9 protein-coding genes and 2 pseudogenes are annotated in these 16875 nt (G+C 34.0%); 4 read left to right on the forward strand and 7 right to left on the reverse strand.

Annotated features, from left to right (window positions below):
- The first annotated feature begins 406 nt into the window (after positions 1 to 406).
- Complete coding sequence (locus tag WHA_RS02905; RefSeq protein ID WP_015589128.1) at positions 407 to 1318, forward strand: Rpn family recombination-promoting nuclease/putative transposase; 912 nt, start codon at positions 407 to 409, stop codon at positions 1316 to 1318.
- On the opposite strand, the gene WHA_RS02910 is transcribed toward WHA_RS02905, so the two are convergent.
- From WHA_RS02910 to WHA_RS02925, 5 genes and pseudogenes are all read right to left on the reverse strand, one after another.
- Positions 1307 to 2233, reverse strand: coding sequence for a hypothetical protein (locus WHA_RS02910; protein ID WP_015589129.1), 927 nt, complete (start codon positions 2231 to 2233; stop codon positions 1307 to 1309). The genes WHA_RS02905 and WHA_RS02910 overlap by 12 nt on opposite strands.
- A 139-nt stretch (positions 2234 to 2372) precedes the next feature.
- On the reverse strand, positions 2373 to 2858 hold the full coding sequence (locus tag WHA_RS06025) for an ankyrin repeat domain-containing protein (RefSeq protein ID WP_015589130.1): 486 nt from the start codon (positions 2856 to 2858) through the stop codon (positions 2373 to 2375).
- Positions 2859 to 3281: 423 nt separating this feature from the next.
- Positions 3282 to 3483 (reverse strand): annotated as a pseudogene (locus WHA_RS06415) (transposase); the annotation flags it as partial.
- 183 nt (positions 3484 to 3666) lie between these two features.
- Positions 3667 to 6270 carry an ankyrin repeat domain-containing protein gene (locus tag WHA_RS06030; RefSeq protein WP_015589131.1) on the reverse strand — a complete coding sequence of 868 codons (2604 nt, stop codon included), beginning with the start codon at positions 6268 to 6270 and terminating at the stop codon, positions 3667 to 3669.
- Between the two features lie 240 nt (positions 6271 to 6510).
- Entirely contained in the window at positions 6511 to 8367 is a 1857-nt protein-coding gene (locus WHA_RS02925; RefSeq protein ID WP_015589132.1) for a hypothetical protein, read from the reverse strand.
- 632 nt (positions 8368 to 8999) lie between these two features.
- On the opposite strand from WHA_RS02925, the gene WHA_RS02930 reads away from it, so the two are divergent.
- Together WHA_RS02930 and WHA_RS06035 are read left to right on the forward strand one after the other, a co-directional pair.
- A complete protein-coding gene (locus tag WHA_RS02930; protein ID WP_015589133.1) occupies positions 9000 to 9848 on the forward strand; it encodes an ankyrin repeat domain-containing protein in 849 nt (282 codons plus the stop codon).
- A gap of 211 nt (positions 9849 to 10059) precedes the next feature.
- Positions 10060 to 12789: an ankyrin repeat domain-containing protein gene (locus tag WHA_RS06035; RefSeq protein WP_015589134.1), complete on the forward strand. Its 2730-nt coding sequence runs from the start codon at positions 10060 to 10062 to the stop codon at positions 12787 to 12789.
- 328 nt (positions 12790 to 13117) lie between these two features.
- On the opposite strand, the pseudogene WHA_RS07535 reads toward WHA_RS06035, so the two are convergent.
- Both WHA_RS07535 and WHA_RS02945 read right to left on the reverse strand, forming a co-directional pair.
- Positions 13118 to 14211: pseudogene (locus WHA_RS07535) on the reverse strand (IS3 family transposase).
- Positions 14212 to 14353: 142 nt separating this feature from the next.
- A complete protein-coding gene (locus tag WHA_RS02945; protein WP_015589135.1) occupies positions 14354 to 15874 on the reverse strand; it encodes an HlyD family type I secretion periplasmic adaptor subunit in 1521 nt (506 codons plus the stop codon).
- Positions 15875 to 16140: 266 nt separating this feature from the next.
- On the opposite strand from WHA_RS02945, the gene fabG reads away from it, so the two are divergent.
- The gene (gene fabG / locus WHA_RS02950) at positions 16141 to 16875 is read left to right on the forward strand and encodes a 3-oxoacyl-[acyl-carrier-protein] reductase (protein WP_015589136.1); all 735 of its coding nucleotides are present in this window, start codon (positions 16141 to 16143) and stop codon (positions 16873 to 16875) included.

Here is a 16875-nt window from a genome sequence, read left to right on the forward strand (position 1 = left end):
GTGAATATGTTGATAAGTAAATTAATTTTATACGTACAAAAAAGCGGAAATTTACTTATCAACATATTCACTAACTATAATCTGTGTACCGTTACACAAAATGTGAATTGGAAGTATTTTTTAATTTTATGATACAGCTTGAACAATTTTTGTAATTTTTTTGTTGACTTGCAAGACGGTATCTACAGCTCCAAACTCATAGCATCCATTTGCCAGCCTTTTAAGGCGCTTTATAGAAGGGTTAATAAAAGATGTAAAAAGGACGTCTAAGGTGCGTAGTAGCATTCTAAAGCCATCTATGGGAGACATTTTTTTCATCAACGCATTCAAAACTTAAAAAAATAAAAAACTTGAACATTTCTTCAGAATTGTGTATAATTATTAATGCTTTTTAAGGTTCTTTCTTATGACTTTTTCTAAGTTTCTTGATCCCAAAAATGATGTATCGTTTAAGCGTATCTTCGGTACTGAAAAAAATAGAGATATCCTTATTCACTTCCTCAATGATATTCTTGGCTTTACTGGTAAAAATGAAATAAAGGATATAGAGTTTTTAAGTACTATTCAAGACCCCGATATCGCCGCTAAAAAGCAAAGTATTGTTGATGTTCTCTGTAGAGATTCTACAGGTGCTCAATACATTTGCGAAATGCAGGTCGCTAAAACTAAAGGCTTTGAAAAACGTGCCCAATACTATGCTGCTAAAGCTTACTCAAGGCAAGCTGATAAAGGTGACCAGTATCATAACCTTAAGGAAATTATCTTCATTGCTATAGCAGATTGTGTACTGTTTCCTAATAAATCTGAGTACAAATCAAAGCATACTATTCGAGATGAAGACACTAATGAGCATGATCTAAAAGATTTCTATTTTATATTTATTGAGTTGCCAAAATTTCCAAAGAATAAGGAAGATCAGTTGGAAAATATAGTTGAAAAATGGGTTTATTTTTTTCGATATGCAGATGAGACTAGTGAAGAAGAGCTGGAAAAAATAATAGGTAGTGATGTAATAATTAAAAAGGCCTATGAAGAGCTAAATAGATTCAACTGGTCAGAAAAAGAATTTATTGCCTATGAACAGGAAATAAAACGTATTCTTGATGAACAGGCTGTCCTCGCTCAAAAACTTGATGATGCTACTGAAAAAGGTAGAGAAGAAGGTAAAGAAGAAGGCATCCAAATCGGACATGAAAAAGGCAGAAAAGCAGAGAAAATCGAAGTGGCAAAGAACTCACTTAAGGCCGGTGTCTCTATTGATGTTATCGCTCAAATTACCGGCCTTTCGATAGATGAAATTCAAAAATTAAGGAATTAATACTTTACCTTGACCTCTAGCTTGAGTTAAATGACATTGAACAGAAGTATTATTTAGATAACTTTTAGGCTCCAAGCTTATTTGTTGTTCTTTTACGTCACTCACTTCTAATCTGCTTAACATTTGTTGCATTAATTGATTTATTACTGGGTCTATTCTTCTATTAAATTCAGCCATAAACTTATCAAACTTTTTCGGACTTAATCTACCGGGATCTCCGGGTTCTCTACCAGGCAATGCTTCCTCTGCGTATGATTTTAAAATCCCTGAAATTTCATTAAATTCACCACTCCTAATTTTTTCATTAATCTTCTCAAATAATTTCTCAAAATTAATATCTAAGCGGTGCATTTTTATACCACCTTTCGATTCAGCTTGCTTCTCTAATACTTCCTTGAACGACTTTATAATATCCGATGTGTAAAAAAGAGCCTTTACAGGATTAACATCAGAAAACTTAGGAAGAGGACACTTTTTATCTAGAAAAGCTTGTAACAAGAAAAACATCAAGCTAGCATTATTACTCGCACAAACTTCACGACTAAATTGGCTAGTATATTGGATATTTGGGTTTCTTACTGTATCAGAATGATTGGAGCTACTTCCTGCTGTACCAGAACGGCTAGAGCTATTTTCTGAAAATGAAGGCAACGCAGCCCTTAAAGGGGAAGAGATAAACTGAAAAACACCTTTAACAGCATCTATCCATGAAGACGGCTTACTTGCTCCGCTTGTAGCTCCTATTTTGTTATAGCCTATTTCGTCACTTTGCGATGAATTGTCTGATGCATTATCATAAGATAGATCACACTTAGCTTCTTTTGTAATACTATATTGTACATCACGCTTCTTGCGAGTAGATCCACAATCCTCAATTTTCCATTGACATGGACTATCTTTGCCCCTGGCCTCCAAGTAAATACTCTCCTTCTATCCCTATCATGGCTAAGATAATCACTAGCAGGATATAAATACTCATTACTATAGTAAACACTTTTAATACATACCTCCGATAAAAATACTGCATTCTTTACTGACTCTGGTAATTCTCCTTTTATCCTTTCAAGCTCAGATTTTTTTCCGAATGAACATTATGGTAATTACTCATCTCCATAATTCTTTTTACATAACGGGCTAACCTAAACTCCGCATTTTCTACACCTTTAACTTCAATACTAGCTCCAATATTGAGAAGATTTGTAACTTCACTAACATTCCCACTTTCTACAGCAGCAAATAAAAGTCTATCATACTCACTTTGCTTTGGTCCTAAAAAGTTTACTACTTCTGACTGACGAGAGGTATTTGCTACATCTAAAGGTTTTCCACCATCCTTATTTTTAGCTCCAATGTTAGCCCCCTTATCTATAAGAAATCTAATTATCTCTAAATGACCTCCTTCAGCAGCCCTATGCAAAGATGTGTAACCATCACTATCTCTAGCTTCAATATTAGCCCCTTTCTCAAGAAGTTCTCTAACGTCACTAAGGCGTCCTGCTCCTGCAGCACTAACTAATAAATCATCATTGTTTAAAGTCATTTGTCCCTCCACATTTATAAAAACTTACCTAACTTAACTAAGCAATCACACTATAACAAGCCACTCTTACCCTGAGCTTTTTTCTTTCCTCAAGCAACACAGAAAGGACCATCTTCCCTCAAACAAGAATTCTGGAATGCCCTCACATAACATAGCCCGCTCACAAAAGTAAAATTACCTTAGCCATCACACACTTACATACCATAAAAAATTAGTAATCTAATGTATTTCAGGAATAGTACTCCACTTTTAAAACTTGTCAACCCCTAATTTAAAATTTTTTTGAAATAATTTTTGATGAAAATTTTTAATGAATTACTATTAATTTAATATTAAATATTACTAAGAACCTAAATAATACAACCACTTTCAGCAATAAAAACCAGCTAGCATGAGAAGATTTTTTTGGAAATCGATTGGTATTGCAAATGTGCTTAAAATCTTCGTTTCAAGCCCTGGATGTAAGTTTGTTTGCCTTTTTTTGACTATTTGGGGTTCCTTCTCTATCTCTTGGTGTTAAAAGTTCAAATGAATCTGCACTTGTACGTAAAGCCTTTGCATTTCTCCCATTTTTTCTATTATTTTCTTCACTTTCAGCCAATAAGTGGTTTTCTATTTCACCTTTTTATATCAATTTATTACTTTCTTTTTGATTTGACACACTTTTTTGAACATCTCTATTGTGGAACAAACTTTCTCTTGGTTCTCCAATTTAGACACATGAGCAAAGATTGTGAGCTTTCTCCTCTTACTTCAAAAACCAATATCTTCTTTAATATGATTACTTCTATGTACTTACTAAATTAGGCTACTTAAATTCCTTAGGCAGGTTATAAACGGATACCTTTGCTGAGCTTTCAAAGCTCTTTATAGAGGTAGGTGATTCTAATGTTCCAGGTACGTCATCATAATCAGATAGTTGCGTAGAAATTGAATTCGTCCTAATACCCTGAGATGTACCTTCTTGAAAATGAAGTAATTTATTTTCCAACTTATCTCTTGCTTCTCTAAAACTGTCCAATTTTTTTTGCAAGCTAACACTTTCTTCTTTATACTTTGAAAGTGTTAAATCGATAAAATGATTACACAACACTATTAGACCTGTAGCACTAGAAAATAACAACAAGAGAGGATGAATGGTAACACCTGGCATATCTCCACTTCTTGCATCATGAAAATTTTTATACATATTAAGACAAGAGCCAAAAGCTGCAGAGCATACAAAAGCAAGTTTTGTTCTGCACAGGAAATACTCGACTTGCGCTAATTTTTCATTGCAATGTGCTAATTCTTTACGCAAATCATTAATTTTATCACTATAATACCTAATAAACAATTGTTTTGTTTCTTCATTATTAACATATTTCCATGCTCTGTAAGATCTTCCATCTATGAGCTCAACGTTTACATGCTCTGATTTTAGAAGCGCACTAATTGCGTTACTACTTCTAGAACGCACAGCTTCATGTAGAGGTGTGTAATCGCTTTTAACATCTTTCCTTCTGTTAATATTTTCATAAGTTAAATACTTGAAAAGAGCCGAAATACATTCTGGGTCATTACCTTCAATAGCCAGAGTAATTGCATCTTTTCCTTCTTTATCCTTAGAATTAATAACTTTAGAAAGCGGCTTTTCATTTTCTTGCTTATCTTCAAAATACTTGCACTTATACACCTTATTCGAACGATATGGCTCCTTAAGAATACACAAAAGTTCTTTTACAAGATCAACCTGATTTTCTTTAATAACCACATGCAAAAGTGTGTTTTGATTTTCCTCATCTTGTAACAGTAAAACATCATACAAATAAGCATTTTCATGTAGATAACTAATCTCTTTATTGAAACGTGTTTTATCTATACCTTCTCTTCCTCCTTTACAGATACTGAAGAGTCGTAAACTACCTTCCAAAGCATTGTGATCAATTGCAGAGGCACGTTGCCTTCTGTATAAAATTGGCGCTCCTTCTACGCAAACACTTCCGAAGTAACGAGCAATAGGGGAATGGATACATGCACTTAAAAAATTAGTAAGAGGGTTACAAGTGTTCACACCATTCCTACCTTCAAGCAGTCTAACTACATCTAATTTATTATACGAATCAGCATAATATAAAGGATCCCGATCATAACAGTCCTTAGCATCAATTATAGCATCACATTCAAGAAGAAGTTTAGCTACATCTAAATGACCTTCCCTAGCAGCATAATGTAAAGGTGTTCTAGCTTTTTCATCCATGGCCTCAACTTTAGCACCTTGGCTTATAAGAAAGCTAACCATACCCTCTCTATTGTAGTAAGCAGCATAGTGTAGAGGAGCTATACCCAAACGGTCTTTAGCATTAATTATAGAATCATGGTCAAGAAGAAGTTTAGCTGCATCTAAATGACCTTCCCCAGCAGCATAATGTAAAGGTGTTTTATCTTCTTCATCCATGGCCTCAACTTTAGCATCTCGGCTTATAAGAAAGCTAACCACATCCTCTCTATTGTAGCAAGCAGCATAGTGTAGAGGAGTCATACCAAAACGGTCTTCAGCATCAATTATAGCACCACGGTCAAGAAGAAGTTCAGCTACATCTAAATGACCTTCCCCAGCAGCATAATGTAAAGGTGTTTTAGCTTCTTTATCCACGGCCTCAATTTTGGCATCTTGTTTTATAAGAAAGCTAACCATATTTTTTCTATTGTGGTAAGCAGCATAGTGTAGAGGAGCCATACCAAAACAGTCTTCAGCATCAATCATAGTACCACGGCCAAGAAGAAGTTCAGCTACATCTGAATGACCTTCCCTAGCAGCATAATGTAAAGGTGTTTTTCTACTATCATCTTGAACGTTAACCTTAGCATTTCTACTGAGAAGAAGTTTAAGGACATACAAATTACCCTTACAAGAAGCTACACACAAAGGCGTTTGATTGTTTATACCTTTAGCCTCAATATTAGCACCTCCATCAAGAAAATCACTAACCTTTCTAATATCCTTTCTTTCTATAGCAGAAAATAAATATTTATCTAGCTTTGCTCTCAAAAAGTTTGCTACTTCTGTGTTACCAAGCTCATTTACTATGCGTAAAGGTGTCTTAACATTATTATCCTTAGCTAAAATGCTGGCACCTTGATCAACAAGAAATCTAACCATATCGTATTGACCTGCACTAACAGCATAGTGTAGAGGTGTCCAATTTTGGTCACATCTAATGTCAATATCAGCACCAATACTAAGAAGAAGTTGAGCTACATTTACACTATTTTTACAGGCAGCCCAGGACAGCAAAGGCAACTTATCTAAAAGTTCACGATTAACATTATATTTATCAATATGTTGATCAATATATTCCTCCAACCGTTTAAAGTCGTCATTTTCTATAGCATGCGTAAAATCCGTTGTAAGGCTCGTTTGATCTTTCATAAACTATATAAAAAAAACTATTTTCCTACTCAGTACAATACTCCATTTTTAAAACTTATCAACCCCTATTTAGAAATTTTTTATGGAATAATTTTTGATGAAAGTCTTTAATATATTGCTACTAATTTAGCAATATATACTGTTAAAAACCTAAACAATATAACCATTTCCAGCACCCAAAACCAGCAAGCGTGAGAACAATTTTTCTTGGAATCGGTTGGTCTAGCAAAAATTACATTACTAATTCCAAGAAAGCGGAGCATTTGGATCATCTGGAATTTCATAAAAAGGCAGCCTATCAATTAACAGACTTTCTTCATCTCTACTAAGATCTCTTGTTACAATATTGCAAAAATCTCTATTGCTCCCAAAATTAGCTGTTACTGCAGTCCTTAAATCTTGATTTCCTGCCACAGCTTCCTGAAAGCTGCTGTTATTGGCAAGATGAGTTTCCAGCACAGGTTTTGCGTCATTACCAAATTTGTTTTTCACATTCAGAATAGCTTGTCCCAATTTATTTGTGTTGCTACTAATTAATTTTTCTGCCACTCCTTCCTGCAAAATACGACTACCTGCTAAGATCTCTCTATTTTCATTATCCTTCACAACCGCTTTCCCTATTTCATCTACCTTGGTATTCAAAAGGTGCTGAGTTACGTTATTGACTAACGTCTTCGACTCATCTATATTATCGCCTAAGCCACTTGCATTAAACAAATATTCAGCTAATTTTTCAGGGCTAACCTTCCCTTCAGTAATTCTTTTTGCTTCACCTTTTTCTATACTGCCAGCATTAAATAACAACTCAGCTAACCTAGAAGTGCCGACATTTTTTATTATATCTTCAATAAAGCTCTTTTGATCCCACTGATAATTCTCTGCTAGTGCATTCTTAGCATCGTTAAATACTAGTTCAGAAATCTTATACGAGCTAACTTTATCTTCGGCAATCTTTTTGGCTGCAAGTTGATCTAAGTTACTTTTATTAAAAAGCAACTCAGCGAGTTTTATTGGATCAGCTTTATTTATAAAATCCTGCGAATTAAGATTTATTTTATTAGCAACATGAGTAGCAAGATTTTGACCAGTGCTATCAGTTATATCAAGTACTGTTTTTCCCAATATATCTTTATTTTCATCAGTAAGTAGCTGTGCAGCGACTTCCTCAATTGATGGGCTTTTTCCATCTCTACCTGCCGGACCTTGAGGACCATCTGCACCTTTTGATCCCTGCACCCCCTTGTCTCCTAAAAAAGCTTTTGCTATCTTACCATCATAAGCATTTTCGTTATCAGCAGTTTGATCAAGAAATCTGCCTAATTTCTCCACTAAAATTGATTTCTTTTTCCCATCTCCTATATCCTCTGTTGCATCAAGTATTTTTTTCGTGAATTCTAAAATTTTTATATTAGAGCCATCAGCTTTAGCAAAATTACCCTTTTCTGCCAAAAAATCTTTTGCTGTTTTATTATCACCATATATTTCATATTTTTCATCAAGAAGCTTCCCTAATGTATTAACTAAAATTGAAGTTGCATTGGGATCATGTTTATAAAATAATTCCCTTGCTAATCTATTGATTCCGTCACTGTCACGAGAAATAAATCCTCTATCTGTATCTTCCTTAGTATATACATTTTCAACATCAACCTTTTTATTTAATCCTTCATCTACTTCTTCCTTAGTATATACATTTTCAACATCAACCTTTTTATTTAGGTAAGCAAGCAGAACATCTCGCCTAGAAAATGTACTATCTAGTATCAAGTTAGAGATTCTATCACCCTTATCAAAATCTTTTGCATAAAATATCGCCTCCACTATGGACTTTTCTGCTAACTTCTCTTCAAGTACTGTATGTTCATCATTGTTAGTACTTTTCATATCAAGTAGACTTTTAAAAGCTGCCGCTAAACCTCCTACTTTATAGCTTATTTCACCTTGACCATCTTGTTTATATTTTAATTCCAGACTACCATTGCTTGCATCTAAAGTATACTTATTACCTTTCTCATCGCTCAAGGTTATAATTTTAACATTTTCCAAATTTGATATCGATGTGCCGTGATTATCTTTAAACTCTACATTAGGTGTCATATCACTTCATATTAATTAAAACGAAAGGATACGCAAAAAAATATATTTTTTTATTAATACATGATGCAAAAAGAGCTTTATTCTATTTTAAATATAGAATTGCAATGAATTTTCCTTTTATTTCCAAATAAACTAATTTTCACTCTTTAACATTAATTACCACTAACTCAAATAACACAACCATTTCCAGCATTCAAAACCAAGGGTCGTGAGAAGAGTTTGTTTTGGGATGGATTGGACTACCGCTTAAACCGTTTGAACTTTTCTTTATAATAATTTTACTATACCGTAAAACCAGCTATATTAGCCTACTTTTGCCATATTTAGATATAAACTAATACACCTAACTTTATTGCAACAATTTTACGTTTTTATTTTTATAACGCCGCTTTTATTTAAATTATTCTCACAAATATACTTACTTTTTTGCGTTTTTGGGGAAAGTCAATAATTAAAAATTTTGTGATGCTGAAGAAAGGCATGTTTCTATTGAATTGCACAAATATGCTCCTTCTACCGATCAAGCAGAGCAACTAAAACAATCGCTCGTAATTTTCAGGAAGACATATAAAATTCTTGACTTTTGTATCAGGCATATAATGATTAAAGCGGTTTTAAGCTAAGGTAAAATTATGAATTTAAGTGAGTTGCAAGAGATATTAAGAGCAATAATACAAGATGGTGTAGATGAGAGTAATGTTATTGATAGAATAGAAAATCAGCTAAAAGAACAAGATTTTGACATAATATTTTCCGATATGGATGTAAAGACTACTTTACTGCATGTAGCTGCTTCCATGGATCGCTTAAGAATAGTTGAATATCTTGTAGGTAAAAAAAATGTTGCTATTGATTTACAAGACAAGGATGATCATACTCCCCTACACAGTGCTGTTCGCAAGAATAATTTCAGTATAGTTGAATATCTTATAAAAAATCATGCTGATCCTAATGCAAAGAACAATCACGGCTTTACTCCTTTGTACTTTGCTGCCTTTAAGGGTTACTTAGACATAGTTAAACATCTTGTAAAAAACGGAGCTACTCTTGATCTACAAGACAAGGATGGTGATACTCCTTTATATGCTGCTGCTTCAGAGGGTTACTTAGATATAGTTGAATGTCTTATAAAAAAAGGAGCTAATCCGAATATGAAGAACTATCGTGGCACTACCCCCTTACATGCTGCTGCTAAAGGTGGTTACTTAGACATAGTTAAATATCTTGTAGAAAATGGAGCTGACGTTGATGCAGTGGATGTTAACAAAAAAACTCCTTCAGATATCGTTGATGAGTATAGTCATCCAGGTGTAGTTGAGTTTCTTAATAAAAAGCGTGTTGCTTCTGATGCAAACAATAATGTTCCTTCACAGGCTGCTAAAAGAACTAAACTGGATAAAGTGCAAGAAGATAATATTGAGTTACTTATAACATCCATTTCAAAATTAGGTCGTACTGGAGGTATCACTAATAAGATGTAGCATTAAAGCCTAGTAATAGGCTAAGCGAGTCCAACGTAAGTAGGCAACATCCACTGATACATCTTGACAGTAGATGGGTTTTTGTATAGCTAATTGTGTTTAGTGACAAATTAAATATGGAAGAGCTAAAAAAATGTGGTTGTGAGACAAGTGCTGCTAGGTGTAGTGGTAAGAGCTAAATATAAACAATTCAATAGCATAGGGTAGAAATATGATACATTATAAGTGGTTAGAAATATTAAGTGCAATAAATTCTGACAATGATTTAAATAGGGATAACATAATTGAAAAAATAAAAGAGAAGTTAAAAGCAATAGATCCAACCACGTATAAAGAGTGGAAAAATTTTAATTTTAATGTGAATTATTGGATAAACAATTGCGCAGAGAGATGTACTCTATTGCATATCGCTGCTGGAAATGGTTATATAAAGGCAGTGAAGACTCTATTGGAAATAGGTGCAAAGGTCAATGCAGTAGATCTAGATAGGATGACTCCGTTACACTTAGCTGCCGAAGGAGGTCATGCAGAGGTAGTAAAAATCTTAATAAACGCAGATGCAAAGGTCAATGCAGTAGATCTAGACAGGGTGACTCCGTTACACTTAGCTGCCGAAGAAGGTCACGCAGAGGTAGTAAAAATCTTAATAAACGCAGATGCAAAGGTTAATGAAGTGGATAGAATGAAGCGTACTCCATTGCATATGGCTGCTAAAAATGGTCATATAAAGACAATGGATGCTCTATTAGAAAAAGGTGCAGAAATTAATATAATAGATAAAAAGGGGTTGACGCCATTATTTCTTGCTGCCGAAAATGGTCATAAAGAAGCAGTATGTGCTTTAATGGAAAAGGGAGTAGATTTTTTATTGGGAAATAAAAATAGAATCCTAAAGTACTTAGAAAAACTAACCAAAAGTGATAATTTAAAACAGTTTCGAAAAGAGCAAAGGGATGATGAATATGAATCACTTAAATACTCACTGCTATGTCGTGATGATCATTCTTTAGTTGATATTGTTGGAGGAGATATATTCAATAGCTTAATGCATATACGGCTTGCTGGCATATCTGGTCTAACACCAAGTCAAAGAGAATTAAATAAAGAATTATTCAGTATCCTCCAAGCATACCTGTCTTTTAGTGATGAAGGTGATTATAATGAACATGGTTATATTGTGAGACTTAGAAATTTTTTACAAGACAATGGAGATAATCAAGATCTAGAAAAAGTCCTTAATCTTAGAAGAGGAGAATCTAAATTAACAGTATTACACATAATATCAAGTATAGCTGGGGTAGAAAAAGAATATGACGATTCTGTAGCTTTACTTTTGAAGGCAGGAGCTAACCCTAATGTAAAGGATGATAGAGGAAAGACACCCTTGCATTATGCTACTGGACCTAATAGTATAGCTTCTCTTATGGAAAAAGGAACTAATCTTAATGAGCAGGATAATGAAGGAAAAACACCCTTACATTGTATTGCAAGCACTGATTACAATGATCTCATCTCTTCACTTCTGGATAGTGGAGCTAGATCTGATATATGTGATAAACAAGGAAAGACCCCACTAGACATAGCAATTGATAATTGTAACTACTATGCTGAAGGTTATCTTTTAACTGAGGATCACAAAAGGTTGCAGCAAGAATTAGACTGTATTCTTGGTGGTGTTGACAAAGATAACCCTTCTTCTCTAAGTAAAGGTCTTACTGTATTAGAAAAGTTTTTGAATGAACGCAAGGGTACTCAAGACTTAAAGAGAGTTTTAAGCCTTCATAACAATAAAGGGAAGTTACGAATCTTTCAATATATCAGAGATGTTTTTCATAGTGATGAAACTTGTTGTAAAGAAGCAGAAAGATTGTTGCTGGCAGCAGGAATAAAAGATTTCAAAGGGTTAGATAGTGAAAAGCATCTGCTTAAATCTAGGACTCTATGGGATAATTTAATACTAGACCAGCAGGCAAAGTTAGAAGTGTTTTTAGATGAAGTAGGTAAAGCGCAAAACATGAATCAATTAGAACAAGTTGTAAACGAAGCTATAAAGTCTGGAATAAGGTTTAATTTTCCTCATCAAGGAAAGCTATATGGAAAGATGTATGAAGATAAGTATAACTTTATGGATTGTGTGATGAAAAGAATAAAAGAGATTAGTGAATTAGAAAAGAACTCCAAGGTTGCTAGTGATATAATATGTAAATTAGTATCAAAAGGAGCGGTGTGGTATGTTGTAGATAGTATGTATGTGCTCAATACACTGGAATTAGAATTTGAAGATCATGAAACTAATATGATAAAAGCTCATGGAAGTTGTGCAAATCTTACTCTCAAGTTTATGGAAGTTGTTAGAGGTGCAACTAATGGTAAGTTAAAAGATGCAAAAATGGACAACTCTACTTTCTACTTAGAGTATTCAGAGGATAGCATAATAGATGTCGCAAAGATAACAGATGGGGCAAGGAGCTTAGGGTTAACTCAAGGAAAAATAGAATACGGAAGAGATATAGTAAAGATCGGTAAAAGTGAGGTAGAAATTATAACGGAAAATGGCATAAGGCATTACACTAATCTTGCAGACAATAGTAATATAGTGTTAACTTTCTCTACTAGTTTAGGAGAATTAGAAGTTAATTTGTACCCTGACAAGCAAGATAAAATAATAGTAGAAGTTAGTAACAAAAAGGAAATACTGGAAAAGTTCAAAAATTGTAAAGAAGAATTAGGTGAGAATTGCTCGCTTGGTGGATATTGGGTCTACGATGCTATTAAACAGGGATATTTTGAAAGGTCTGGAAAACTTTGTCAATCTTTTGAAACAATTAGTCTATCTAAAAAAGTCTCAGAAGGAGTCAAAGCAGCGGTAAAAGGTTTAAAGTGTGGTGATATAGTGAGTTCTTCATCCAGTAATATATTTTCTCCAAAAGTGATTATGTAGGAAGGTAAAGCAAGAGTACCAGGAGCATGAACTCAAAGTTGCTTAGGGTCAAGTTTTGAGTATTTTACTAAAATAGCTTTAACATTTTTTGGGGAATGTTTTAAATCCTATGGTGATGTTAAGTTAATAGCTTAAGAGATATTCTAAAGGAGTTATCTTATTTAAAAAATTACTTGGACGCTTATAGTTTTTTGAGCATAGCCTTTCATGTTAGATTCAAAGAAGACTGAATAGGCTGCTCCACACTTTCTACTTTCTCGAGCTTGGTGTTGGGCTTAAAGGTATTGACCTTACCCAGAAAAAGTGGAGAGAAAGTTTGGAATGTTTTTTACAAAAAGAATGATGCATCAAATTGTTCTGGAATGCAATAGTTAATAGTGACGTTGTTTGTTATAAAAAATTTCTATATATTCAAATATAGCAGTTTTGATATGCTGTTTAGAGTGCCGAGAGGTGTCTATTGGTAACTCCCTTTTTAGAGAACTGAAGAAGCTTTCCACAACAGAATTGTCGTAACAACAACCTTTATGACTCATCTATGTTTTTTATGGATAAGAGATATTGATAACCTTGCGAAGTATATTGTGAACCTTGATCACTATGTAATAGTAGATTTTTGGCAGGTTTACGCTTGTTAACGTCCATTAATAAAGAGTCCATAACCAATTGTTTATTTATTGAACTGCTCATTAACTACCATGCGTGAATATAGATCGATTATTGTTGCCAAATATAGCCATCCTTCTTTGGTTTTTATATAAGTAATCCCATACTTTATTTGGTTGATCGACAATAAAGTTTTGGTCTAATATATTGGGAGCTACTGTCCGTTTGTTGTTTCTTAATTTTAAATTTTCTTCTCAATATAGCCTGAATACCATTTTTCTGCATAATACTTTGCACTGTTTTTAAGTTGCAACTTTTACCCAAAGCCTTTAATTCAGCATGAATTTTAGGAGCTCCATATCTACATTTAGAAGCTTGATATATTTTTTGAATATCTGCTAATAACTCTTTATTTGCTGATTCTCTACTGCTTATTTTCCTTGTAGTCCACTTATAGTAGCCACTAGCAGAAAACCCTACATAATTCCTGCACTTTATAGTGTTTACTATGCTCTTTTATGAAAAAATATTTTACTCTTTTTGACTGGCCAGGGCTTTTTTTAAAATGTCTCTTTCTCTTGTTACTTTTGCTAACTCTTTCTGTAAATCAAATCTCTCTTTGTCATAAGGTGCTACATCTGGAAATGCATTTGCCGCTGACTTTTTTTCGTTATATTTCTTCATCCATTTTCCTAATACACTATCCCTTATTCCTAGATCTCTTGCTACTTTTGCAACTGGTTGACCTACCTTTCTTTGTTCATTTGTCAGCTTAACAGCTTCCAATTTGAATTCTGCCGTATATTCTCTTGCCATTTCTAATCCTCCAAAATTTTATTTTACCCAAAAAAACTCCTTTCTTTCTCTCCACTTTTTCTGGGTAAGGTCAAGAAGCCTATTGTCTAATTATGTACCTAAATTTTATTACGGCACTTTCACTACTACTTTAACGAGTGAGCTACCTTTCTATAAAAGACCTATCGACTGTTGCAATTATAGGCGTAAACAAGAATGATAAAAGAGTACGAGATTGAGTAACTATGTACACTTCTGCTGGCATACCAGGGTATAGGTATACGTTTTTAAACTGAGCAAGCTCTGGTTTTGGTATCACTACACGTACTGAATAATAACGCCCTAGCCTTGGATCATCAAGGGCATCGGGAGAAATATTGCTTACTATACCATTAATTAAACTTAAACGACGTGCACTGTAAGCACTTAAACGAACTTTAACCCTTAGCCCTTCTAGCCCATCAATAGAGACTATGTTGCTATCTTTCTTTTGTGCTGACAGTATCTCTTCTATGTTTCTGGTCTGAATTTTAGCATCTATTATTAGGTCATCATCCGATGGCACTACGCTCATGATCGGAACTCCAGATTGTATAACACCACCTTCAGTATGGTATCTTATATCTGTGACTATCCCATCTTGAGGCGATTTAATTATTGTACGTGCTAATGAATCTTCAGCAACCATCAGTCTCTCTTTCAAGTCTGCAATAGACGTACTAACTTCCTTAAGTTCAGCGTTTGCTCTTTCTTGAGAATCATTTCTCACGTTTATAATTTCTAATTCGTTCTCTCCAATTTTTTGCTGCACTTGAGATATTGCAGAACGGTAATGTCCAACTCTGCCTTCAATTTCAGCAAACTGCTTTTCTAAAGCTAAAATGTGTGGTTTGCTTATATGGCCACTATCAAGTAATTGTCTTTTTGTTTCCAACTCCTCAGTTATCAAGTCATATTGCTTATGAGCTGCATTTAGTTGAAAGTTTAGCCCCGCTAATTCATCATTTAACTGCTTTATACGTTGTTGCAGTATGTCTGTTTTTCCCAATATGCTCTTTCTCTGAGAGTTGAACAACTTTACTTGATTCTTTATCGCTTTATTTACAAGTTCATCGTGAGATAATTTTTTAACCTCATCAGGAAACTCGAGCGTGTCCAAATCTACTCTGATTGCAAGAAGCCTTGCTTCTGTTGCTAAAAATGATAAGAGCTTCTCTTTGATGATACTTAAATTCGCCTTCTCGTTAACATCACTCAACAAAACTAGAGGCTCATCTTTTTTAACTGCTTGACCCTCTTTTACTAAAATTTTGCTTATTATTCCTCCACCCAAGTGTTGAACTATTTTTCTATTTGAAGATACAATAACTTCTCCACTTGCATGCACCGCACCGTCAATTGGAGCTATAGCCGACCAAATACCACCTATCCCAAAAAAGATGAGTATTACTACCAGACCAAAAAATAGTGGTCCCCACGTTACTTTCAGGACTTCATTTACGTTATTACTTTCGCGTTTTAAAATAAAATTTATCACTGCATCAATCAATGCAAACGTCTTATCCAAAAATTTTGGGTACTTCTTCTTTTTATTTTTTGCTCCTTGCATATTTATATTATCACCATGGCCAATCAAGCCTGTCAAAGAAAATCCAGCGCTAAGCTTTTTTAACTTACTTATCATAATACTACTGTGAATTTGTGTTAACTCAAGATAACACACAAAAACAAAGAATCTATAATTTAAGCATTCCATTTAGACTGTAGAGCACCAGAATAAACTATTTAGTAACAATTCCTGCATCAACTATGTTTTTAAAATTTTTTGACGTTTAACTTTATTATAACTTTTTCTTTATTTTGTGAATATCTGAGTTACTTATATTATGTAAGAAATCTATTGCCAACTAGTCAATATTCTGTTAGGAATTAAGATAATATAAAGTTATTATGCTTAAATTGGAAAGCAGAAAGTTCCTGATTACTGGCGCATCAGGCGGAATAGGGCAAGCAATTGTAAAAATTATGCACAAAGCCGGAGCAACTTTATGTATTTCTGGCACAAAAAAAGAAGTGCTCGAAGAAGTTGCTAAACAATATGAAAAAAACATGCATGTACTCCCTTGTGATTTATCAAATGCTGAGGAAGTAAATCAACTAATAAATAGAGCAAGTGAGCTGATGGAAGGCTTTGACGGGCTCGTATGCAATGCGGGTATTACGCGAGACAGTTTATTATTGAGAATGACAGATGAAGCATGGCAGAAAGTAATTGATATTAACTTGAGCTCTACATTTAAGCTGAGTAGAGAAGCATGCAGAAAACTAATTAAGAATAATTGGGGAAGAATTATAAATATTTCCTCAATAATAGGGCTGACAGGAAACGCCGGGCAAGCAAATTATGCGGCGTCTAAAGCTGGAATAATAGCTATGAGCAAATCCATAGCAAAAGAAGTTGCAAGTCGTAATATAACAGTAAATTGTATTGCTCCTGGGTTTATAGATACTAAAATGACTGAAGTTTTAAATGAAGGACAAAAGGGAAAAATATTAGATAATATTCCAATGAAAAGAATGGGAACAGGGGAAGAAATAGCAGCAGGGGTCTTGTTTTTAGCAAGTGATGAAGCAAAATATATAACAGGGCATGTGCTTAACATTAATGGTGGGTTATTTATGTAG

The organism is Wolbachia endosymbiont of Drosophila simulans wHa (assembly GCF_000376605.1).
Lineage (GTDB): Bacteria > Pseudomonadota > Alphaproteobacteria > Rickettsiales > Anaplasmataceae > Wolbachia > Wolbachia pipientis.